Source organism: Stenotrophomonas maltophilia R551-3, from assembly GCF_000020665.1.
GTDB lineage: Bacteria > Pseudomonadota > Gammaproteobacteria > Xanthomonadales > Xanthomonadaceae > Stenotrophomonas > Stenotrophomonas maltophilia_L.
The window spans coordinates 504,146-523,978 of sequence record NC_011071.1; the positions used below are offsets into that span (position 1 = coordinate 504,146).

The window sequence follows — 19,833 nt, forward strand, 5'->3', positions numbered from 1 at the left end:
GTGCGTCGATCAGCGTTGGACGGTGTGGCAGGTTCAGTTCTAGCACTTCCAGCGAGCCGTGCAATGGGGCCAAGGCCAAGCGGCGCAAGGCTTCTGTCTGAATGAGTGAATGTTGCTGCATTGCAGCATCGCGGCTGCAGCCTGCGACAAGATGTCGCAGGGTGAAACGTGCTGCGGCCGCACATGAAACCGTGGCTGAGTGCGGAGACTCGCCGTTGGCGTCGTGATCGCCCAGAATCGGGGCCGACCGCGCAGCGCGTGGCCGTTCTTCCGCCTTCCCTGGACCTGTGATGCCGGCTCTGCTGCAGCGACTCTCCCGCCCCGTGACGGCGCCGATCCGGCGCTGGGTCCTGGAGGCCTTCCCGCGTGGCCAGAGCGGCATCGATTACGACCACCCGCTGGGTGACCCGGGCTGGTTCGGCCCCGACAGCGTCACTTGGCGGCTGCACGCCGAATTCCCGTCGATGCTGGCCGGCGGCCTGTGCGCACTGATGCTGCAGACCCTGCACCCGCGGGCGTTGGCCGGGGTCTACGACCACTCCAATTTCCGCCAGGACCTGGTGGGCCGCCTGCGCCGCACCACGGCCTTTGTGGCCGGCACCAGCTATGCGCCCGCCGGCGAGGTCGAGATGCTGGTGGCCAAGGTGCGCCGCATCCATGCGCAGATCCGTGGCCAGACCGCGCAGGGTGAGCACTATGCGGCGGACGATCCGCAGCTGCTGACCTGGGTGCACGTGACCGAGGCGTTTGGCTTCCTGCAAGGCTTCCGCCGATACGGGCGCGAGGTGCCGGCGCACATCGCCGATCGTTACTACGACGAGTACCGCTGCGTGGCCGAGGCATTGGGTGCGGTGGATGTGCCGCGCAGCGAAGCGGAAGTGGCGGCGTACTTCTGCGCGCGGCAGCCGGAGCTGCGCGTGGACGAGCGCTCGCGCGAGGTGCTGGAGGTGTTGTCCGGTGTGCGCCTGCCGGTACCGGTGCCAGGCCTGTCGCGCGAAGTATTCCTGGGGGCCGGTGCCGCGCTGCTGCCGGACTGGGCCGAAGGCATGCTCGAACGCAATGGTCGCCAGCGGGCGCAGGCGGCCGCGTCGGCGAAATTGATGCGGGGCATGGCGCCGCTGTTCCGCCGCGCGCTGCCCGATGGCCTGGCCAGCCGCGCCTGCACGCGCGTGGGCGTGCCGGTGGATGTACTGCGCGAGTGGCCCACCGTTCCCAGGTAGGTGCCAACCTTGGTTGGCACGCGTTGCGCGCGGTGCGGCAGAAGAGCCAACCAAGGTTGGCATCTACCAGAGCGGATTCCGTAGTAGATCCTCGCCATGCGTGGATGGGCCTTACTCCGTCGACTTCAACCCACGCAACAGCATCTCCAGCGCCGCCGTCGCCTGCCGCAGGCGCGCGTCGCCCTGCTCGCCGTCGGCGATCCAGAACGCGGCCTCGGCCAGGCTGCCGTAGATCAGCGACGCCAGCGCCTGCGCATCCACCGGCGCCACCGCACCCTGGGTGATCAGCTGCTCGATCAGGCGCTGCATCGAGTTCACGCAGTGCCGCTGCGATTCCGGTGAGGCGCCACCCAGCACCGCGCGCGCATCGCGCAGCACGATGCGCTGGATCTCCGGCTCAAGCGCCATCTCAAGATAGGCGCGGCAACGTTGCACGAAGCCCTCCCATGCATCGTCGGCGGTATCACTGATCGCCTGCAGGCGCAGGTCGGTCTCGGCATCGAGCTGGGCGACGACAGCCGCCAGCAGACCCTTCTTGTCGCCGAAGTGGTGGTACAGCGCGCCGCGGGTCAGCCCGGCCTGGGCGGTCAGGTCGTCCATCGAGGTGGCGGCATAGCCATGCTCGCTGAACACCCGGCGGGCGGTGGCCAGCAGGGTGGCGCGGGTTTCTTCCATCTCGGCGCGGGTGCGACGAACCATCCGGAGCTCCTTACATACACAGTGCATGATTATTTACATACGACGCGTATGAATGTAGTCTCATATTCATACGCACTGTATGTATTGTCGTGGCGCTTCCCGCGCCAGGCAAGTCGCTGCCCTGGAGAATGCGATGGCCACCCCTTACCGCGACCTGTTCGCCGCCCCCGGCACCGCCGGCCTTGCCCTGGCCGGGCTGCTGGCCCGCCTGCCACTGCCGATGACCGGCATCGGCATCATCACCCTGCTGTCGCAGCTGCGCGGCAGCTACGCACTGGCCGGTACGGTGTCGGCCACCTTCGTGCTGACCTACGCGCTGCTGTCGCCACAGGTATCGCGCTGGGTCGACCGCCATGGGCAGGGCAGGGTGCTGCCGTGGGCCACCGCGCTGAGCGCCAGCGGCCTGGTGGTGTTGTTGGCCTGCACCGTGCTGCAGGCACCGGACTGGACCCTGTTCGCCGCGGCGATGCTGGCCGGCTGCATGCCCAGCGTGTCGGCGATGGTGCGCGCGCGCTGGACCGCGATCCATCGCGGTCGCCCGCAACTGCAGACCGCCTACTCGCTGGAGACGGTGTTCGACGAGGTCACCTTCATTGCCGGGCCACCGTTGTCCGTCGGGCTGTCGGTGGCGGTATGGCCGCAGGCCGGCGTGCTGGCTGCAGCCCTGCTGCTGGTGATCGGACTGACCGCACTGGTGCTGCAGCGTGGCACCGAGCCGCCGTTGCAACCGGTTGACAGCGCCACACCACGCCGCTCCCTGCTGCGGCAACCGGAGATCCGCCTGCTGGCGCTGCTCATGCTGGCGATGGGAGTGATCGTCGGCACGGTCGACATCACCAGCGTGGCCTTCGCCGAACAGCGTGGCCAGCCCCTCGCAGCGAGCGTGGTGCTGTCGGCCTATGCGCTGGGCAGCTGCGCGGCTGGCCTGCTGTTCGGTGCGCTGAAGCTGCAGGTGCCGTTGCCGCGCCTGTTGCTGCTGGGCGCAGCGGCCACCGCGCTGACCACGTTGCCGTTGCTGTGGGTCGGCAACCTGCCTGCACTGGCCGTTGCCGTGCTGCTGGCCGGGGTGTTCTTCGCGCCGACGATGATCGTGGCGATGTCGCTGGTCGAACAGTACGTGCCCGAATCGCGCCTGACCGAAGGCATGACCTGGTTGCTGGCCGGATTGAACATCGGCGTGGCGCTGGGCGCGGCGCTGTCCGGGCAGAGTGTCGATGCGGGGGGCGTGCGCAGCGGCTTTGTTGTTGCGCTGGTGGCAGGCAGTGGCGCGCTGCTGTTCGCCGTGCTCGCGCAACGTGCACTGCGCCCGTCTGCCTCGACAACATCCCCTGAAGGAATCGTCCCGTGAGCGCTTCATCGCCTGCGCACGCCGCGCCTGTGCCTCGTCATCTGTGGTGGGCGGTTTCCGCCGTCGGCCTCGCCACGTTCTCGGTGGTCACCACCGAAATGCTGCCGGTGGGCCTGCTGACGCCGATCGCCGAAAGCCTCGGCGCCTCCACCGGCACCGCCGGCCTGATGATCTCGCTGCCGGCCCTGCTGGCAGCAGTGTTCGCACCGCTGGTGGTGATCGCAGCCGGTGGCATCGATCGCCGTCGCATCCTGTGCGCGCTGCTTGCGCTTCTGCTGGTCGCCAACCTCGCTTCGGCGCTGGCACCGGGCATCGGCTGGCTGTTGGCCGCACGGGTGCTGGTGGGGTTCTGCATGGGCGGCATCTGGGCCATCGCCGGCGGTCTGGCCGCGCGCCTGGTGCCGGCTGACCGCATCGGCCTGGCTACTTCGATCATCTTCGGCGGCGTGGCCGCAGCGTCGGTGCTGGGTATTCCGTTGGGCGCGCTGATCGGGGATGCATTGGGTTGGCGCAGCGCCTTTGCGGCGATGGCGTTGTTCAGTGCGGCGGTGATGCTGCTGCATCTGCGGGTGATTCCCGCGTTGCCTGTAAGTACATCGGTGCGGCCAGCGCAGTTCGTGCAGCTGCTCGGCCATCGCGGTCTGCAGCGCGGCCTGTGCTTGACCCTGCTGCTGGTGGCCGGGCACTTCATCGCCTTCACCTACGTGCGGCCGCTGCTTACGACGGTGTCGGGCGTGGAGGCGTCGTTGATCGGTGCACTGCTGTTTGCCTACGGCCTGGCTGGCATCGCGAGCAACTTCATTGCCGGGCCGCTGGCAGCACGCCATCCGCGCGGTACGTTGCTGGCGATTGCGTCCGGCCTGCTGCTGACGCCGCTGTTGCTGCTGTGGGTGGGCAGTACGCCGACCGGCGGCATCGCGGTGCTGCTGTTGTGGGGCCTGGCCTATGGTGGTGTGTCAGTGGGCCTGATGAGCTGGATGATGAAGGCGGTGCCGCATGCCCTGGAGATCGCCACCGCGTTGTACGTGGGCGTGTTCAACATCGGCATCGCAGCGGGCGCGTGGGGCGGGGGTCGTCTGCTGGATGGCGTCGGGTTGCACGCCATCCTGTGGGCTGCGGTGGTGTTGGCTGCGAGCGCTCTGCTGATGGTTGCCACCACCCGCAGGTAGATCCACGCCATGCGTGGATTCCCACCCCTGCCGACCAAGGTTGGCACCCACCAAAGCGAGGGATGCGCCAACCAGGGTTGGCAGCTAACGGGAAATGGAACGGGCGCCGCAAGGCGCCCGTTCCGGTTACATCACCACACCTTGACTCGCTTGTCCGGGGCCAGGTACAGCTTCTGGCCTTCCTTCACTTCGAACGCCGGGTACCAGGCGTCGATGTTGCGCACGGTCAGTGCGCGGAACTGGCCCGGTGCATGCACATCGGTCAGCAGCGAGTTGCGCAGCGCCTGCTCGCGGCTCTTGCTGCGCCACGCCTGGGCAAAGCCGAGGAAGAAGCGCTGGTCGGGTGTGAAGCCTTCCAGAGTCTGCGCCGGCTTGCCCTGCAGCGACAGCTGGTAGGCGTCATAAGCAGTGCCCAGACCGGCCACGTCGGCAATGTTCTCGCCCAGGCTCAGCTTGCCGTTCACGTGCACGCCGGGGAACGGCTCATAGCTGCTGAACTGCGCGGCCAGCGCATCACCGGCGGCGTTGAACTGCTTGAGGTCCTCGGCGGTCCACCAGTTGTGCAGCTTGCCGGTCTCATCGAACAGCGCACCGGCATTGTCGAAGCCATGGCTGATCTCGTGGCCGATCACCGCGCCGATTGCACCGTAGTTCACCGCATCGTCGGCCGCACCGTCGAAGAACGGCGGCTGCAGGATCGCGGCCGGGAACACCAGGCGGTTCTCCAGCGGTACGTTCATCGCGTTGATGGTCTGCGGCAGCATCGCCCACTCGCTGTGGTCGACCGGCTTGCCCAGCTTGGCGATGTTGCGCTGGTACTCGAACAGTTCGGCGCGCTGCGCATTGCCCAGCGCATCATCGCGGCGGATCTCCAGGCCGCTGTAATCACGCCACTTTTCCGGGTAACCCATGCCCACGGTCAGGCCGGCGACCTTGGCCTTGGCGCTGGCCTTGGTCTGCGGTGACATCCAGGCCAGCGCATCGATGCGCTTGGCGAAGGCAGCGATGATGTTCTTCGCCATCTCGTCGGCGCGTTCCTTGGTCTTCGCGTCGAAGTGCTTCTCGACGTAGCGCTTGCCGATCGCTTCGCCCACTGCGTGGTTGGCGTCATCCACTGCGCGCTTCCAGCGGTCGCTCTGCTGCGGGGTGCCGCTCAGCGCGGTGCCATGGAAGGCGAAGCGGGCATCGGCGAACTTCTTCGGCAGGTACGCCGCGGCACGGTCCAGCGCGTGGAAGGCCAGGTAGTCCTTCCAGGCGTCCAGCGGCTCGGTGGCGACCAGCTTGGACAGCCCGGCCACGGCCTTGGGCTGCCACACGATGAAGTCCTGCTGCTTGCCCAGCGCCGCTGCATCGAGGAAGGCGTTCCAGTCCATGCCCGGTGCCTTGGCATTGAAGTCGGCCTGGGTCCAGGGGTTGGCACCCTTGGTCACGTCGTTGGTTTCTTCCTGGGTGGCGTGTGCCTGCGCGATCTTGGTCTCCAGCGCGAGGATGCGCTGCGCCTTGCCGGCCGGGTCGGCAACGCCGGCCAGCTGCAGCATCTGCGCGATGTAGGCCTGGTACTGCTTGCGCAGTTCGGCCATGCGGCCACCCCCCAGGTAGAAATCGCGGTCGGGCATGCCCAGCCCGCCCTGCACCAGGTACGGCGCGGTGCGGTCCGGCTGCAGCATGTCCACCGACACCCACAGGCCGAACAGGCGGTCGGTGTAGAAGTTGGTGGCGTTGAGCAGGTCGACATCGGCGCGCATGTCGCCGCCGAGCGTGCGCGCCAGGCCGGCCTTGTCTGCGATGGCTTCGATCGCCTTCAGCTGCGGTTGCACCGGCGCGAGGCCGTGCTGCTCGATGCCGGCTTCATCCATGAAGGCGGCGTAGTAGTCGCCGATCAGCTTGTCGTCACCGTTGGCCTGGGCGTTGCCGGCAGCGCCTTCGAGGATGGCGCGGGTATCGGCCAGGGTCTTTTCGGCGATGACGTTGAAGCTGCCGAAGCGCGAGCGGTCGGCGGGGATCTCGGTGTTCTTGACCCAGGTGCCGTTGGCGAAGCCGAAGAAGTCGTCGCCGGCGGCAATGCTGCGGTCCATGCCGCTGGCATCGAAGCCGAAGCTGCCCAGCATCGGCTTGGCCGCTGCGGGTGCGGCATCGGCCGGCGCGGCGGTGCCGGCGGCCGGTTCGGCCGGGCGGTCGCAGGCGGCCAGGGACAGGCTGGCAACGATGGCCAGTGCCAGGGTGGGACGGCGCAGCTTGGACATGGACTTCTCTTGCAGCGGAAAACCCCAAGTCTAATCCGCCCCGGCCCGGCTGGCCGTTCCGTTGCACCGCAGCGCCTGTGCAGGATCTGGCTGAACGCGCGGATGCGATCTTCACGGCGCCAGCCGCGTGGTGCATGCTGGCCGCTGGAACCCTGCGCGGACACGGGGAGGTGGCCATGCGGGGCGGTGCCAGGCGTCAAGAATGGCGTCCGCCGGCCGTTGAGGTCGGGGACGTGGAGGATTCGTTCGCGCATGAAGCCAGCCGACTGCACAAGGAAGACCGACCGATGCCCGCGCTGAAGCGGGCGTTGGCTCGGCCGTTGCGCGCCATTACCTGGGGCGGCGTGCTGCTGGGCGTGTTGCTGGTGGCTGGCTTGACCACCATGCTGGCCAACGACCACCACCGCCGGCTGGAGGCTGCGCAGCGCCAGAGCCGCGCGCTGGCGGTGGGCAGCGAGCGCCTGCTGGCGCTGGAACTGCGCAACCTGGAACGGGCGATGTCCGGTATCGCCGCCGACGCGGCCGAACTGTTCCGCCGCGTGCCGGTACAGGCGCCGGCACTGCTGGATGCCGCCATCGGCGGCGTGCTGAGCCGCCATGCCGAGCTGCACAGCATCGTGGTGCTGGACCGCCACGGCCGCGCGATCACCGCCGGCAAAGGCGATCTGAACCTGCCGCTGTGGACCGACCCGCAGCGGCGCGGGCAGGGCAGCGCGCTGTACATCGGTCCGCCGCAGCAGGCCGGCGACGATGGATGGGTGGTGCCGCTGGCGCTGTCGATGGCCGACGATCGCTGGCTGCTGGCGCGGCTGCGCTGCGGCGAACTGCAGCGCATCATCGGCGGGCTGGATGTGGGCCCGAACGGACTGGTCTCGATCAGCGATGCCGAGGGTTACATGCTGGCGCGGGTGCCGGATCCGCATGGCACGGTCGGCCGTCGCTTCGACCTGCCTCGGCGTGACCTGCTCGGCAAGCAGGCGGTGGTCGAGCTGGGCAGCGTGCCGGGCGCGGTCGATGGCGTGCCACGGATCATCACCGTCAGCACGCTCGAGCGCAGCCCGCTGGCGGTGCAGGTCGGGTTGGCCGATGAGGACGTGCTGGCGCCCTGGTGGCCGTACCTGCAGGCGTCAGTGGCGATCGTGCTGGCTTACATCGGGGTGCTGCTGGTACTGCTGTACGCGGTGCGCCGCAGCACCCGCCGCCAGCAGTCGATGGCGGAGGAACTGAAGACCGGCCACGCCGAACTGCGGCTGGCGCACCAGGTGGGCCGTGTCTGCACCTGGTATGTGGACGAGGATGCGGCACTGCTGCGCTGGTCGCCGCTGGCCCGAGAGATTTTCGGGGTGCAGACCGATGCGCTGCCGGTGGCTGATTTCTTTGCGCGCGTGCACCGTGATGACGCCGCGCGCCTGCAGCACGCCTTCGACCAGGCGTTTGCCGGTAGTGCGGTGCTCGACCAGGTGTTCCGGCTGGTGCTGCCCGGTGGCGAGGTGCGCTGGGTCGGTGCGCGTGGCCAGCGGGTGGAGGTGGCTGACAGTGAGCGGCGCATGATCGGTGCACTGACCGACCTGAGCGAGCGCTACCAGGCGCGTGAGCAGATGGGCGAAGCGGAGCGTCGCTTCCGCCTGCTGTTCGACCGCAACCCGGCGCCGTTCTGGGTGTTCGATCCAGACACGCTGCGCTTCATCGAGGTCAACGACGCCGCTGTGCGCCAGTATGGCTACAGCCGCGAGGAATTCCTGGCGATGAGCATCCTCGACATCCGCCCGCGCGAAGGCTGGGACGAGGTGAAGGGCGCGATCGCCAAGGCCCGCGTCGGCGAGCTGCAGGACGCCACCGTGCGCCTGCACCGGCGCAAGGATGGCAGCGTGTTCGAAGTACGCGCACACCTGTCCCGGCTCGACTTCGATGGACAACCGGCGTGCCTGGTGCTGGCCGAGGATGTCAGTGAACGGCTGGCTTACGAGCGCGACCTGGCCTACCAGGCGCGGCACAACCCGGCCACCGGCCTGCTCAACGTGCGCGCGCTGACCGAACAGCTGGACGAGCACGATGCCGGCTACACCATTGCGTTCGTGCAGCTGCGCGGCCTGCAGCTGGTGGCCGATACGCTGGGACGCGAGATCGGCGATGCGGTGCTGCAGTCGATGGCCACCCGGCTGGGCGGGCTGGGCGCACGCTGCGGCACGCTGGCCTTCCAGCCGGCAGAGGATTTCGTGTTCGCCATCGGCGCCGGGCAGGATGTCCAGCGCGTGCTGGACGACCTGTTGCAGATCGTGTCGGCGCCGATGCGCGGCAAGGATTCGCTGCACCAGTTCGAGCCGCGTATCGGCGTGGCAACGCACGTGGCCGGTGACGGGCACAGCGCTGAGCAGGTGATCGGCATGGCGGCACAGGCCGCGCATGCAGCGCGCGCCGAGGGCAATGTGGTGGTCTGGTTCGACGCGTCGGTGACCACGCGGCTGGCCGACCGCCTGCGCCTGGCCGGGCGCATCCATGCCGCCATCGACAACGAGTTCCAGCTGTACTTCCAGCCGATCCGGCACGCCGGCGATGGCAGCCCGGCAGCGCTGGAGGCGCTGCTGCGCTGGCCGCAGGCGGACGGTAGTTTCATTCCGCCCAACGAGTTCATCCCGTTGTGCGAAGACACCGGACTGATCCTGGCGCTGGGGCGCTGGGTGATCCGCGCGGCGGCGAAGGCGCAGCGGCGGCTGGTCGATGCCGGTTGGGGCGAGCTTCCGATCGCGGTCAACGTGTCGGCGGTGCAGTTCTTCAACAGTGACCTGGTAACCGAGTTCACGCGCGCGCAGCAGGACTTCGGCCTGGCCCGCGGCGCGCTGCACGTGGAGCTGACCGAGAGCAGCCTGATGCGCAAGCCGGCGCAGGCGATGCAGACCATGCAGCGCCTGCACGAGCAGGGCATCAGCGTGTCGCTGGATGATTTCGGTACCGGCTACTCGAGCATGTCCTACCTGCAGCACCTGCCGCTGGACATCCTGAAGATCGACCGCAGCTTCGTTGCCGACGTGGAAACCAACCCACGCAATGCCTCGATCTGCCGCGCGCTGCTGTCGCTGGGCCACAGCATGGGGCTGACCATCATCGCCGAGGGCGTGGAAACGCCGGGGCAGCTGGACTGGCTGGCCGCGCACGGCTGTGACCAGGTACAGGGCTATCTGCTGGGCCGGCCGGCGCCGCTGGAGCAGATCATCGACGCGCTGGATGAGGTTCCGGCCTAGGCCGCGCTTCGCGCTCGCCGGGCATGGCCCGGCGCTACCGTGTCACGTGGGCGCGCTTCTGGTAGCGCCGGGCCATGCCCGGCGGACGCACCCTTACACCCCGGTTTCCACCAGATGGTCGATGAAGCTGCGTACCTTTGGCGCCAGGTGGCTGCGGCTGGTGTAGACCGCGAAGATGCCGATCGGCGAGGCCTCCCATTCGGGCAGGATGCGCACCAGGCGACCATCAGCCAGCGCGTCTTCCAGCAGGAAATCCGGTTGCAGGATCACGCCCATGCCGGCGATTGCTGCTTCGCGCAGCACGTCGCCGTTGTTGGCGTGCAGCAGGCTGCTTACCGCCACCTTCACTTCGCCACCGGGCCCCTGCAGCGGCCAATGGTCGCCGGCGGACCAGTAGCTGTAGCTCAGGCATGCATGTGCCTGCAGCTCCTGCGGGGTCTTCGGCGCACCGCGCGCGGCCAGGTAGGAAGGTGCGGCGCACAGGCTCACCCGCGATTCGCCGAGGCGGCGCGCGATCAAGGTGGGACTGGGCTCGCGGGTGATGCGGATCGCCACGTCGTAGCCCTCTTCGACCATGTCCACCAGGCGGTCGGACAGGGCCAGGTCCAGTTCCACCTGTGGAAAGCGCTCGCGGTAGCTGGCCAGTAGTGGCCCGAGGCGGGCGATGCCCCAGCTGACCGGCGCGTTGATCCGCAGCGTGCCCGAGGGCTCCAGCGCCTGCGCACCGATGCTGGCCTCCAGCGCGTCGAACTCGGCCAGCAGGCGCACGCACTGGGCGTAGTAGGCGGCACCGGCACTGGTCGGGCTGACCCGGCGCGTGGTGCGGTGGAGCAGGCGCGTGGCCAGGCGCTTCTCCAGCGCGGCGACGTGGCGGGTGACGCCGGCGGTGGACAGGTCCAGGGCCTGCGCGGCAGCACTGAAGCCGTTGCGCTCGACCACTGCCACGAACACGCGCATCGCCTCGAGGGTGTCCATTGTTGCGCCTTTTGAAATAAATACGGTCGAAAGATCGTATTTATCGATTCGTGAAGGCGCAATAACCTGTATCCACTCCCTTCAAGGTGTTTTCCCCATGCACACCACGACTGCTCCTGTTTCGCCGCTGGCCCCGTATGGCGCCACCCTGCTGCGCCTGGCCCTGGGCGTGCTGTTCCTGGTCCATGCGCTGACCAAGTTGCTGGTGTTCACCCCGGCCGGTACCGCCGCGTTCTTCGAATCGCTGGGCCTGCCCGGCGTGCTCGGTTACCTCACCATCGGCGTCGAGCTGGTGATCACCGCCGCATTGCTGCTGGGCATCTACGCACGCTGGGTGGGCCTGATCGGCGTGCCGCTGCTGCTGGGCACCATCGTCACCGTGCATGGCGCCAATGGCTTCAGTTTCGCCAACGCTGGCGGCGGCTGGGAATACCCGGCGTTCTGGGCGCTGGCGCTGGTGGTGCTGTTCCTGGTCGGCGACGGCAAGTGGACCCTGCGTTCGCGCTGATCGCCGCCTGATCCTGCAACTGGAGAATTCCATGTCCCGCCTGCCTTCGCTGTACATCTCCCACGGTTCGCCGATGACTGCCCTGCATCCGGGCCAGGTCGGCGTGCGCCTGGCCGAGCTGGCGCGCGACCTGCCGGCGCCACGTGCCATCGTGATGGCCTCGGCGCACTGGCTGGGCCGGCAGCCGCTGGTCGGCGCGCACCCGCAGCCGCCGACCATCCATGACTTCGGCGGCTTCCCGCGCGCGCTGTTCGAACTGCAGTACCCGGCGCCGGGTGATCCGGCGCTGGCCGAAGAGGTGGCCGGCCGTATCGCCGCCGCTGGCCTGCCGGTGGCGCTCGATCCGCAACGTGGCCTCGACCACGGCGCGTGGGTGCCGCTGCGGTTGCTGCGCCCGCAGGCCGACATCCCGGTGGTGCCGGTGTCGATCCAGCCGCTGCTTGGCCCCGAGCACCAGTTCGCGCTGGGCCGCGCGCTGGCACCGCTGCGCGAGCAGGGCGTGCTGCTGGTCGGCTCGGGCAGCATCACCCACAACCTGCACGACTGGGGGGACTACCAGGACGGCAAGGAAGCGCCGTACGTGCGGCCCTTCATTGAGTGGGTGGAGCAGCGCCTGGCCGCCAATGACCGCCAGGCCCTGTTGGATTACCGCCGGCAGGCGCCATTCGCCGAACGCGCGCACCCGACCGACGAGCACCTGCTGCCGCTGTTCTTCGCGATGGGCGCGGCCGGCGAGGGCGGCTTCGGTGCACGCCGCATCGACGCTGGTATCGATGCCGGCTTCCTCGCCATGGATCTGTACCGCTTCGACGGGGCATGAGCCGGGGCTGACGCGCGGCGGCCGTGGTCGCCGCGGTCGTGGCCGCGTGTGGTAATTTTTTCCGGGTTTCCGGCGCTGGCCCCCGTGCCTCCCCGCGCGCCGCTTCCTGGAAGAAGCATGCATACCATCGAAGTCGTCCTGGCGATGCTGGTGGCCGTTGTCGCCAGCGGCTACCTGGTTCGCGTCCTGCCGTTCTCATTGCCGCTGCCGCTGGTGCAGATCGGCCTGGGTGCGGTGATCGCCGGGGTGTTCAACCGCGGGCACGCGTTGGAGCCGGAAGTGTTCTTCCTGCTGTTCCTGCCGCCGCTGCTGTTCCTCGACGGCTGGCGCATCCCCAAGCAGGGCCTGTTCCGCGATAAAGGCGCGATCCTCGAACTGGCGTTCGGCCTGGTGGTGTTCACCGTGATCGGTGCCGGCCTGCTGATCCACTGGATGATTCCGGTGATGCCGCTGGCAGTGTGCTTCGCGCTGGCGGCGATCGTGTCGCCGACCGACCCGGTGGCGGTCGGGGCGATCGCCTCCAAGGCGCCGATTCCCAAGCGCCTGATGCACATCCTGGAAGGTGAGTCGCTGCTCAACGATGCGTCCGGCCTGGTCTGCTTCCGCTTCGCGGTGGCGGCGGTGATGACCGGTACCTTCTCGCTGGCCACGGCCTCGCTGACCTTCCTGTGGGTGGCGGTGGCCGGCCTGGCGGTGGGCGTGGCGGTCACCCTCGGTGTTTCCACCTTCCAGCGCTGGCTGTGGCGCCGCTTCGGCGAGGAGCCGGGTGCGGCGATGCTGGTCAACCTGCTGATTCCGTTCGCGGCCTACCTGCTGGCCGAAGAGATCAATGCCTCGGGCATCCTGGCTGCGGTCGCGGCCGGCATCTCGATGAGCTACGTGGAAATGACCGGCCGCGTCTCCGGCAGCATGCGCGTGCAGCGTGCCGGGGTCTGGAACATGCTGCAGTTCAGCTTCAACGGCATCATGTTCGTGCTGCTGGGCGAGCAGCTGCCGGGCATTGTCGAACGTGCCACCACCACCATGAACGAGAGCGGCCACCAGAGCGCGTGGTGGTTGCTGGTCTACGTGCTGGTGATCAATGCCACGTTGATCACGCTGCGCCTGCTGTGGGTATGGCTGTCGCTGCGCTGGAACCTGCTGCGCGCGCGGCGTCGCGGGCTGGAGCGTGGCGAGGCGCCGAACTGGCGCATCGTGGTGGCCACCTCGGTGGCCGGTGTGCGCGGTGCGATCACCCTGGCCGGCGTGCTGACGCTGCCGTTGTTCCTGCCTGATGGCAGTCCGTTCCCGGCGCGCGACCTGGTGATCTTCCTGGCCGCGGCGGTGATCCTGTTCTCGCTGGTCGGCGCCAGCGTGGCGCTGCCGCAGTTGCTGAAGGGCCTGCAGCTGCCGGCCGATTCGGGTGAACGCAAGGAAGAAGACCTGGCACGCAGGCTGTCATCGAAGGCCGCGCTGGCGGGGGTGGAGCGCATGCGCCAGCAGATGGTGATGAACCAGAACACCGAGAACGTGCAGTTGTACAACGACGCCGCCTCGCGGGTGAGCCTGCTGTACCAGCGGCACCTGGAGAAGGACAGCGACGGGCCCGACGTGGACCCGGAGAAGGTGCAGCGCATGGAACTGGGCTATCGCCAGCTGCGCAGCGCCGGCCTCAATGCCGAGCGCGAGGAACTGTTCCGGCTGACCCGGCGCGGGGTGATCTCCGACGAGATCTCGCGGCGCCTGATCCGCAACCTGGACCTGCTGGAATCGCGCAAGCGCGAATGACCCGGCCCCGGTAGCGCCGGGCCATGCCCGGCGGTCCCAGGTGGGTGCGGACCGTAGTCCGCACGCCTTATTCCGGCTTCGTTTCCAGGAAATATGCCTCGACCTTGCCCTTGACCTTGATCGTCATCGGGTTGCCACGGCGGTCGCGGGCCTTGCCGGCCTGCACGCGGATCCAGCCTTCGCTGACCGAATATTCTTCGACGTTGTCGCGCTCGACGTCGTTGAAACGCACGCCGACGCCGCGCTCCAGCGCCTGCGCATCATGGAAGGGGCTGGCCGGGTTGATCGCCAGGTGGTCGGGAGGGGTATCGCTCATCGCTTCATTCAGGGTGACGGCCACCAAGGCCGGCTTCAGCGCTACAGGATAAACCGTAGAATGCCCGCCTGCCCCAAGGAGTGCCCGCCATGCCCGACAACAGCGATTATTTCGACTTCGAAGAAGACGTCCAGGATTTCGACGAGGCCGATTTCGAGGCGCGTGTCTGGAACCTGCTGGTGCTGATCAATCCGGGTGATGACGAGCAGGCCCTGCAGCAGTTCAACCGCTGGCGCGAGCAGCTGGCCGAGCAGGGGCAGCCGCTGGAGGCTGACAGCGACTGGCTGCCGGCCCTGTTCACGGCCATCGCCTGGCAGTCGGGCTTCGAGGTGGAGCGCGACGACCTGGATTCGCTGCAGTCGGCGGTCAATGAGCTGTCGGCGCGCTTCAACGTACAGCTGGACTGGGGCGGCGACCTGGATGACGAGGACTTCGCCGAGGAGCTGGATGGTGTGCAGCTGATGTCCACCGCTTTTGATCGCCTGCGCGAACACAACTACACGCTGTGGAGCGTGGATGCCGGCAGCGATGGCTTCACCGGCGTGATGGCACTGACCCGCGATGACGACGCGATGCTGGCGCTGTGCTCGCTGCTGAACGTGGAAATCCGCCTGGGCAGCGACCCGTTCTGAGAGTGATCGGTAGCGCCGGGTCATGCCCGGCGGCTTCTCACCGCACTGCGCGCTCGCCGGGCATGGCCCGGCGCTACCCATCTACGGCCGGTACTGCGCCCTGGCGGTGGCGATCACGGCTTTTACCAGCGCGCGGTCGGTATGCCGGGAAATCGCCCGGGCACCCAGCGCGATTGCCTGCGCACGCAGGTCTGCAGTGACATCGTAATGCGCGCCGCTGGCCTTGTTCTGGAAGGCCCGCGGTGCAATGCCGAGCTGCGCCGCCATGGCGTGCAGCTCGGTCAAGGTGTCGGCCATCAGGTGCGCCCAGCGCTGACCGCGCCAGGGATGCACCGCGTCATCGACGTAGACCGACACCGCCGTGGCCGGATCAGGCCTGCGGCTTGCCGTCGGCGTCGGCGGCCGGGGTGGCCTCGGCGTCGGCAGCGCCTTCGGCGCCGGTGGTCTCTGCAGCAGCGTCATCGGCAGCTGCTTCGCCTTCAGCGGCTGCGTCTTCGGCCTGCTCGCTGGCGAACTCGGCTACCAGCTTGTCCAGGTACTCCTCGGCGGTCTGGCCGGCTTCAGCGGCCAGGGTGTCCAGCAGCTTCTGCATCAGCTCGGAGTACTCCAGGGTGACCGTGCGGCCTTCGGCTTCCTGCATGTTCGACAGGTGCTTGAGCATGGCCAGCATCGGCACCGGGTTGTCGGCGTTGCCCATGGTCTGGCCACCGATGGCCAGCAGCCACTCACGGCCCTGCAGGCCGATGGCGGCCACGGCCTGGCCGTCTTCGCTGAGCAGCACGGCATGGTTCTGCACCTGCTCGCGCGCGTTCAGACGGAGGAACGGACGCTTGGCCTGCTGCTTCTTGCGCTTGTCGCGCTTGGCCTTGGAGTTCTGGGACATGGGGTGGAATCACCTGAAAAGGAAAGACCGCCATTGTAGCGGGTGCTGCAGGGCGCGCTCGCCGGGCATGGCCCGGCGCTACCCGGGTTCATCGTCATCCGGTAGCGCCGGGCCATGCCCGGCGGCGGGCTTCAGGGGGTCACGGCCGAGGTTGCGGCCTCACCCTGCGCCGCCTGCACATCCGGGTCGGCGGTGGTGGCCGACAGCCCCACCTGCGGGCCGGCACCGGCCAGTGCGGCCTGTTCGGCGGCCTGGGTCATCACCACGATGCTGATGCGGCGGTTGATCGGGTTCTGCGGGTCGGCCTTGTCGAACAGCACCGACGAGGACAGGCCGACCACGCGGGTGATCTTGCTGTCTTCCAGGCCGCCATCGATCAGCGCACGTCGTGCGGCGTTGGCGCGGTCGGCACTCAGTTCCCAGTTGCCGTAGCCGCGCGCGGCCGAATAGGCGGTGATGTCGGTGTGGCCGGTCAGGCTGATCCGGTTCGGCACGTGGTTCAGGTATTCGGCCAGCTCGTGCAGGATCTGCTGGGTGTACGGCTTCAGCGTGGCGCTGCCGAGGTCGAACATCGGCCGGTTCTGCTTGTCCACGATCTGGATGCGAAGGCCTTCCGGGGTCAGGTCCAGCAGCAGCTGGTCCTTGAACGGTTCCAGTGCCTGGCTCCGGCTGATCGCTTCCTGCAGTTCCTTCATCAGCGCTTCCAGCTGCTGCTTGTCGCGCTGCTGCTGGTCCACCGGCTGCGGCACGGCTTCCTTCTGGTTCTGGAAGGGATCGTTGCTGCTGCCCCGCGAGATGTCGGTGGCACCACCCAGCTTGATCATCGAGGTGCTGGCGCCACCCGGGCCGGCCATGCCCGGTGCGGGGGTGGCACTGGAACCGACCAAGGGGCTGGGGTTGCGGAAGTATTCGGAAATAGCTGCCCGTTCCGGCTTGCTGGTGCTGGCCATCAGCCACAGCACCAGGAAGAAGGCCATCATCGCGGTCACGAAGTCGGCGTAGGCGACCTTCCACGAACCGCCATGGTGGGCGGCGTGGCCGGCCTTCCTGACCCGGCGGACGATGACGGTGGGCTTGGTTTCGGCCATGGCTTACTTGACCGTCTTCAGGTGCTGCTCGAAATCGGAGAAGGCCGGGCGCACGTTCGACGGCAGCGTCTTGCGGGCGAATTCCAGCGCGATCTTCGGGTTGTAGCCACGCAGGCAGGCCAGCAGCGCGGTTTTCACCGACTCGTAGATGCGGCTGTCCTGCTCGGCGCGGGCTTCCATCGCCGAGGCCATCGGGCCGACGAAGCCATAGCCCAGCAGGATGCCGAGGAAGGTGCCGACCAGTGCGCCGGCCACGTGGCCGCCGACCTCGACGATGTCGCCGCCGATCGAGCCCATGGTGATGACGATGCCCAGCACCGCCGCGACGATGCCGAAACCGGGAAGTCCGTCGGCGACCTTGGTCAGCACCTGCGACGGCGCCATCGCCTCGGCGTGGTGCTTTTCCAGCTCCAGTTCCAGCAGCGGCTCCAGCTCGTGCGGCTCGATGTTGCTGCCGATCATCAGGCGCAGGCAATCGGTGATGAAGTCGATCAGGTGATGGTCGGCCTGCACCTTCGGGTAGTTGCCGAACAGCGCGCTTTCAGCCGGGCGCTCGACATGGTCTTCCAGCGCCATGAAGCCCTCGCGGCGGGCCTTGTTGAGCAGTTCGTACACCAGGCTGAGGACGTCGATGTAGTCCTGCTGCTTGTAGCGCGGGCCCTTGAACACGCCGACCATGGCCTGCAGGGTCTGCTTGACCGTCTTGGCCGGGGTGCCGACCAGGAACGCGCCCAGTGCGGCACCGCCGATGATGACCAGTTCGTAGGGCTGCCAGAGGGCACCCAGGCGTCCGTGGGCCCCGAGGTAGCCCCCGAGCACGCTGATGATGACGACCAGGAATCCAACGATGATGAGCATGGGGCGACGCAGGGAGGGGGGATATCTCCTTGTCGGCCCGTCGCCCGGATTTCTGAAGAGGGAATTCTGTGAAATCGGTCAGCGGGGTGTTTCAGCCCGCCACGCCGCTTTCCGCGCCGCCACGCTGCAATGGGTCGGGCCAGGGCTCGCCGTTGCCGGTGAACGAAAGTGAGACGGAGTTCAGGCAGTGGCGCTCGTAGGTCGGCGGCGGGCCGTCCGGGAACACATGGCCCAGATGGCTGCCGCAGCGCGCGCAGGTGATCTCGGTGCGGACCATGCCGTGGCTGGTATCGCGGATCTCGCGCACGTGCGCCGGGTCGAACGGCGCGAAGAAGCTGGGCCAGCCGGTGCCGGAATCGAACTTGGTGCTGGAGCGGAACAGCGGCAGCGCACACAGCCGGCAGCAGTAGACGCCCTCGCGCTTGTTGTCGAGGAACACACCGCAGAAGGGCGCTTCGGTGCCGTGCTGCAGCAGCACGCGGCGCTCCTCACTGCTGAGACCGGCAACCAGCGCTTCGGTCTGGGTGGTGGTCGGGGGCGTCAGGTCGAAGGCGGTCATGGCGGCGCTCCGTGGGGTCGATGGCCTGGGGATGCCGACAAACGTGGGGCTGCCGGCGCGACCTTGCAAGTGTGATGGCCGTTCATGGGCGGCACACAGGCGCAGGCGCAAGGTGAATGCGATCCATGCCGGAGCGTGTCATGAAACCGACCCTTTCCCTGCTGCTGGCCCTGCTGCCCACGCTGGCGCTGGCCCAGGTGCCGACCGGTAATCCGACCGCCACCCGCAGCACCACCACCGTAGCCCCCCAGCCGGTGGTGCCGCCCGTGCAGCCAGCGCGGCCGCAGCCACAGGTACTGCCTTCGCCGCAGCCGGCACAGCCGATCAAGTCCACCGGTCCGGCCCAGATTGCGCCGGTTCCGGCGCCGAAGCCGTCCAGCAAGGTCTACGACCGCAACGGCCGCATCATCCCGGGGGTGCGCCCGGCTGGCCCCAACCGCGTGTTCGATTCGCGCACCGGCCGCTATTACGACAGCGTGCCCAGTGGTGACGGTCAGCAGATCCGGTAGCGCCGGGCCATGCCCGGCGGCCGGGCAGTACGGTGCCAACCCGGGTTGGCCGCTACCTGGCCTGAACGCACGAAAACAACATCCTGCCGATCACTGCTTTTTCGCCTGCGATTAACCGTTCCGGGACCACCGTGGCCCTGCGTCGGCACTCCGCCGCCGCGTGTCCTTCGTCCACTGGATCGCGATCATGAAAAACCAGCAGAACCGTCATCCCGGCAAGGAACCGCAGGGCCGTAACCCGCAGCAACAACAGCAACAGCAGCAGATGGACCCGCAGCAGCCGCACAAGGGCGGAAAGCAGCAGGAGCAGCGCTCGCAGAAGCACCCGCAGCAGCGTTGACTGTTGCCATGACCGGGGTCAGAGCCCGCTGCGCGGGATCCGACCCCTTGCCGAATCCTGACCGGGGTCGGATCCCGCACCGCGGGCTCTGACCCCAACCGCAGCCGCAGCCGCGGCTCAATCCGGAATCGGCAGGCTCAGCGTCTCCTTCACCTCTTCCATCACGATGTAGCTCTTCGACTCACGTACGTGCGGCAGTGTCAGCAGCGTGCTGCCGAGCAGCTTGCGGTAGGACGCCATCTCGCTGATCCGCGCCTTCAGCAGGTAATCGAAGTCGCCCGATACCAGATGGCACTCCAGCACGTTGGGCAGCTTCAGGGCCGCGCGCCGGAACTCCTCGAAGATGTCGCCGGACTTGTAGGCCAGGCTGATCTCTACGAACACCAGCAGGCTGGCTTTCACCGCCGCCGGGTCCAGGTGAGCGTGATAACCGGTGATCACTGCTTCGCGTTCGAGCCGACGCACCCGTTCGGTGCACGGGGTGGTCGACAGCCCGACCCGTTCCCCCAGTTCGGTGAAGGAGATACGGCCCTCGGCCTGCAGGATGCGCAGGATCTTGCGGTCTATCTTGTCCAGTTCACGGGTACGTGTGGCCATGGCCGTCAACCTTGGGGAATGAATTGCAGGAGAACATCCTGCCGGTTGATCGCAAATCAGGCA

20 protein-coding genes are annotated in these 19,833 nt (G+C 67.9%); 10 read left to right on the forward strand and 10 right to left on the reverse strand.

Features of this window, described 5'->3' with window-relative positions:
• The first annotated feature begins 290 nt into the window (after positions 1-290).
• Positions 291-1,220 (forward strand): oxygenase MpaB family protein, encoded by a 930-nt coding sequence (locus tag SMAL_RS02185; protein ID WP_012509921.1) that lies wholly within the window; start codon positions 291-293, stop codon positions 1,218-1,220.
• Between the two features lie 111 nt (positions 1,221-1,331).
• On the opposite strand, the gene SMAL_RS02190 is transcribed toward SMAL_RS02185, so the two are convergent.
• Positions 1,332-1,919 carry a TetR/AcrR family transcriptional regulator gene (locus tag SMAL_RS02190; RefSeq protein ID WP_012509922.1) on the reverse strand — a complete coding sequence of 196 codons (588 nt, stop codon included), beginning with the start codon at positions 1,917-1,919 and terminating at the stop codon, positions 1,332-1,334.
• 133 nt (positions 1,920-2,052) lie between these two features.
• Between SMAL_RS02190 and SMAL_RS02195 the strand changes: the two genes are divergently transcribed.
• Both SMAL_RS02195 and SMAL_RS02200 read left to right on the forward strand, forming a co-directional pair.
• Positions 2,053-3,267 carry an MFS transporter gene (locus tag SMAL_RS02195; RefSeq protein ID WP_012509923.1) on the forward strand — a complete coding sequence of 405 codons (1,215 nt, stop codon included), beginning with the start codon at positions 2,053-2,055 and terminating at the stop codon, positions 3,265-3,267.
• Positions 3,264-4,436, forward strand: a complete 1,173-nt coding sequence (locus SMAL_RS02200; RefSeq protein ID WP_012509924.1) for an MFS transporter — start codon at positions 3,264-3,266, stop codon at positions 4,434-4,436. The genes SMAL_RS02195 and SMAL_RS02200 overlap by 4 nt, the downstream gene beginning before the upstream one ends.
• Positions 4,437-4,567: 131 nt before the next feature.
• Here SMAL_RS02200 and SMAL_RS02205 read toward each other — a convergent pair whose 3' ends face one another.
• Positions 4,568-6,679 (reverse strand): M13 family metallopeptidase, encoded by a 2,112-nt coding sequence (locus tag SMAL_RS02205; RefSeq protein WP_012509925.1) that lies wholly within the window; start codon positions 6,677-6,679, stop codon positions 4,568-4,570.
• A 176-nt stretch (positions 6,680-6,855) separates the two neighbouring features.
• Between SMAL_RS02205 and SMAL_RS02210 the strand changes: the two genes are divergently transcribed.
• A complete protein-coding gene (locus tag SMAL_RS02210) occupies positions 6,856-9,918 on the forward strand; it encodes a bifunctional diguanylate cyclase/phosphodiesterase (protein ID WP_012509926.1) in 3,063 nt (1,020 codons plus the stop codon).
• A 93-nt stretch (positions 9,919-10,011) separates the two neighbouring features.
• Here SMAL_RS02210 and SMAL_RS02215 read toward each other — a convergent pair whose 3' ends face one another.
• Entirely contained in the window at positions 10,012-10,893 is an 882-nt protein-coding gene (locus SMAL_RS02215; RefSeq protein ID WP_012509927.1) for a LysR family transcriptional regulator, read from the reverse strand.
• 97 nt (positions 10,894-10,990) lie between these two features.
• Here SMAL_RS02215 and SMAL_RS02220 point away from each other — a divergent pair, with 97 nt between their 5' ends.
• The 3 genes from SMAL_RS02220 (at position 10,991) to SMAL_RS02230 (ending at position 13,988) form a co-directional block, all read left to right on the forward strand.
• Positions 10,991-11,401, forward strand: a complete 411-nt coding sequence (locus SMAL_RS02220; protein WP_004140328.1) for a DoxX family protein — start codon at positions 10,991-10,993, stop codon at positions 11,399-11,401.
• 31 nt (positions 11,402-11,432) lie between these two features.
• Positions 11,433-12,221, forward strand: a complete 789-nt coding sequence (locus SMAL_RS02225) for a dioxygenase family protein (protein ID WP_012509928.1) — start codon at positions 11,433-11,435, stop codon at positions 12,219-12,221.
• A 117-nt stretch (positions 12,222-12,338) separates the two neighbouring features.
• The gene (locus SMAL_RS02230) at positions 12,339-13,988 is read left to right on the forward strand and encodes a Na+/H+ antiporter (protein ID WP_012509929.1); all 1,650 of its coding nucleotides are present in this window, start codon (positions 12,339-12,341) and stop codon (positions 13,986-13,988) included.
• Between the two features lie 67 nt (positions 13,989-14,055).
• Here SMAL_RS02230 and SMAL_RS02235 read toward each other — a convergent pair whose 3' ends face one another.
• Positions 14,056-14,304: a DUF3297 family protein gene (locus SMAL_RS02235; RefSeq protein ID WP_012509930.1), complete on the reverse strand. Its 249-nt coding sequence runs from the start codon at positions 14,302-14,304 to the stop codon at positions 14,056-14,058.
• 89 nt (positions 14,305-14,393) lie between these two features.
• On the opposite strand from SMAL_RS02235, the gene SMAL_RS02240 reads away from it, so the two are divergent.
• Positions 14,394-14,936: a DUF6630 family protein gene (locus SMAL_RS02240; RefSeq protein ID WP_012509931.1), complete on the forward strand. Its 543-nt coding sequence runs from the start codon at positions 14,394-14,396 to the stop codon at positions 14,934-14,936.
• Positions 14,937-15,017: 81 nt separating this feature from the next.
• Here SMAL_RS02240 and SMAL_RS02245 read toward each other — a convergent pair whose 3' ends face one another.
• The 5 genes from SMAL_RS02245 to msrB all read right to left on the reverse strand — a co-directional run bounded on the left by SMAL_RS02245 (position 15,018) and on the right by msrB (position 18,324).
• Complete coding sequence (locus SMAL_RS02245; protein ID WP_012509932.1) at positions 15,018-15,293, reverse strand: DUF4031 domain-containing protein; 276 nt, start codon at positions 15,291-15,293, stop codon at positions 15,018-15,020.
• Between the two features lie 13 nt (positions 15,294-15,306).
• Positions 15,307-15,819 (reverse strand): hypothetical protein, encoded by a 513-nt coding sequence (locus SMAL_RS02250; protein ID WP_004140466.1) that lies wholly within the window; start codon positions 15,817-15,819, stop codon positions 15,307-15,309.
• Between the two features lie 131 nt (positions 15,820-15,950).
• On the reverse strand, positions 15,951-16,907 hold the full coding sequence (gene motB, locus SMAL_RS02255; protein WP_012509933.1) for a flagellar motor protein MotB: 957 nt from the start codon (positions 16,905-16,907) through the stop codon (positions 15,951-15,953).
• A 3-nt stretch (positions 16,908-16,910) separates the two neighbouring features.
• On the reverse strand, positions 16,911-17,765 hold the full coding sequence (gene motA / locus SMAL_RS02260; protein WP_012509934.1) for a flagellar motor stator protein MotA: 855 nt from the start codon (positions 17,763-17,765) through the stop codon (positions 16,911-16,913).
• Between the two features lie 91 nt (positions 17,766-17,856).
• Positions 17,857-18,324, reverse strand: coding sequence for a peptide-methionine (R)-S-oxide reductase MsrB (msrB, locus tag SMAL_RS02265; RefSeq protein ID WP_012509935.1), 468 nt, complete (start codon positions 18,322-18,324; stop codon positions 17,857-17,859).
• Positions 18,325-18,464: 140 nt separating this feature from the next.
• Here msrB and SMAL_RS02270 point away from each other — a divergent pair, with 140 nt between their 5' ends.
• Together SMAL_RS02270 and SMAL_RS02275 are read left to right on the forward strand one after the other, a co-directional pair.
• Positions 18,465-18,833, forward strand: coding sequence for a hypothetical protein (locus SMAL_RS02270; protein ID WP_012509936.1), 369 nt, complete (start codon positions 18,465-18,467; stop codon positions 18,831-18,833).
• A gap of 187 nt (positions 18,834-19,020) precedes the next feature.
• Positions 19,021-19,173, forward strand: coding sequence for a hypothetical protein (locus SMAL_RS02275; protein WP_005407918.1), 153 nt, complete (start codon positions 19,021-19,023; stop codon positions 19,171-19,173).
• Between the two features lie 117 nt (positions 19,174-19,290).
• Here SMAL_RS02275 and SMAL_RS02280 read toward each other — a convergent pair whose 3' ends face one another.
• Entirely contained in the window at positions 19,291-19,770 is a 480-nt protein-coding gene (locus SMAL_RS02280; RefSeq protein WP_004140558.1) for an Lrp/AsnC ligand binding domain-containing protein, read from the reverse strand.
• Positions 19,771-19,833 lie beyond the last annotated feature (63 nt).

Coding starts and splice junctions, on each gene's coding strand:
- SMAL_RS02185 (WP_012509921.1), top strand. CDS start 291: ATGCCGGCTCTGCTGCAGCGACTCTCCCGCCCCGTGACGGCGCCGATC.
- SMAL_RS02190 (WP_012509922.1), bottom strand. CDS start 1,919: ATGGTTCGTCGCACCCGCGCCGAGATGGAAGAAACCCGCGCCACCCTG.
- SMAL_RS02195 (WP_012509923.1), top strand. CDS start 2,053: ATGGCCACCCCTTACCGCGACCTGTTCGCCGCCCCCGGCACCGCCGGC.
- SMAL_RS02205 (WP_012509925.1), bottom strand. CDS start 6,679: ATGTCCAAGCTGCGCCGTCCCACCCTGGCACTGGCCATCGTTGCCAGC.
- SMAL_RS02210 (WP_012509926.1), top strand. CDS start 6,856: ATGCGGGGCGGTGCCAGGCGTCAAGAATGGCGTCCGCCGGCCGTTGAG.
- SMAL_RS02215 (WP_012509927.1), bottom strand. CDS start 10,893: ATGGACACCCTCGAGGCGATGCGCGTGTTCGTGGCAGTGGTCGAGCGC.
- SMAL_RS02220 (WP_004140328.1), top strand. CDS start 10,991: ATGCACACCACGACTGCTCCTGTTTCGCCGCTGGCCCCGTATGGCGCC.
- SMAL_RS02225 (WP_012509928.1), top strand. CDS start 11,433: ATGTCCCGCCTGCCTTCGCTGTACATCTCCCACGGTTCGCCGATGACT.
- SMAL_RS02230 (WP_012509929.1), top strand. CDS start 12,339: ATGCATACCATCGAAGTCGTCCTGGCGATGCTGGTGGCCGTTGTCGCC.
- SMAL_RS02235 (WP_012509930.1), bottom strand. CDS start 14,304: ATGAGCGATACCCCTCCCGACCACCTGGCGATCAACCCGGCCAGCCCC.
- SMAL_RS02240 (WP_012509931.1), top strand. CDS start 14,394: ATGCCCGACAACAGCGATTATTTCGACTTCGAAGAAGACGTCCAGGAT.
- SMAL_RS02250 (WP_004140466.1), bottom strand. CDS start 15,819: ATGTCCCAGAACTCCAAGGCCAAGCGCGACAAGCGCAAGAAGCAGCAG.
- motB (WP_012509933.1), bottom strand. CDS start 16,907: ATGGCCGAAACCAAGCCCACCGTCATCGTCCGCCGGGTCAGGAAGGCC.
- motA (WP_012509934.1), bottom strand. CDS start 17,765: ATGCTCATCATCGTTGGATTCCTGGTCGTCATCATCAGCGTGCTCGGG.
- msrB (WP_012509935.1), bottom strand. CDS start 18,324: ATGACCGCCTTCGACCTGACGCCCCCGACCACCACCCAGACCGAAGCG.
- SMAL_RS02270 (WP_012509936.1), top strand. CDS start 18,465: ATGAAACCGACCCTTTCCCTGCTGCTGGCCCTGCTGCCCACGCTGGCG.
- SMAL_RS02275 (WP_005407918.1), top strand. CDS start 19,021: ATGAAAAACCAGCAGAACCGTCATCCCGGCAAGGAACCGCAGGGCCGT.
- SMAL_RS02280 (WP_004140558.1), bottom strand. CDS start 19,770: ATGGCCACACGTACCCGTGAACTGGACAAGATAGACCGCAAGATCCTG.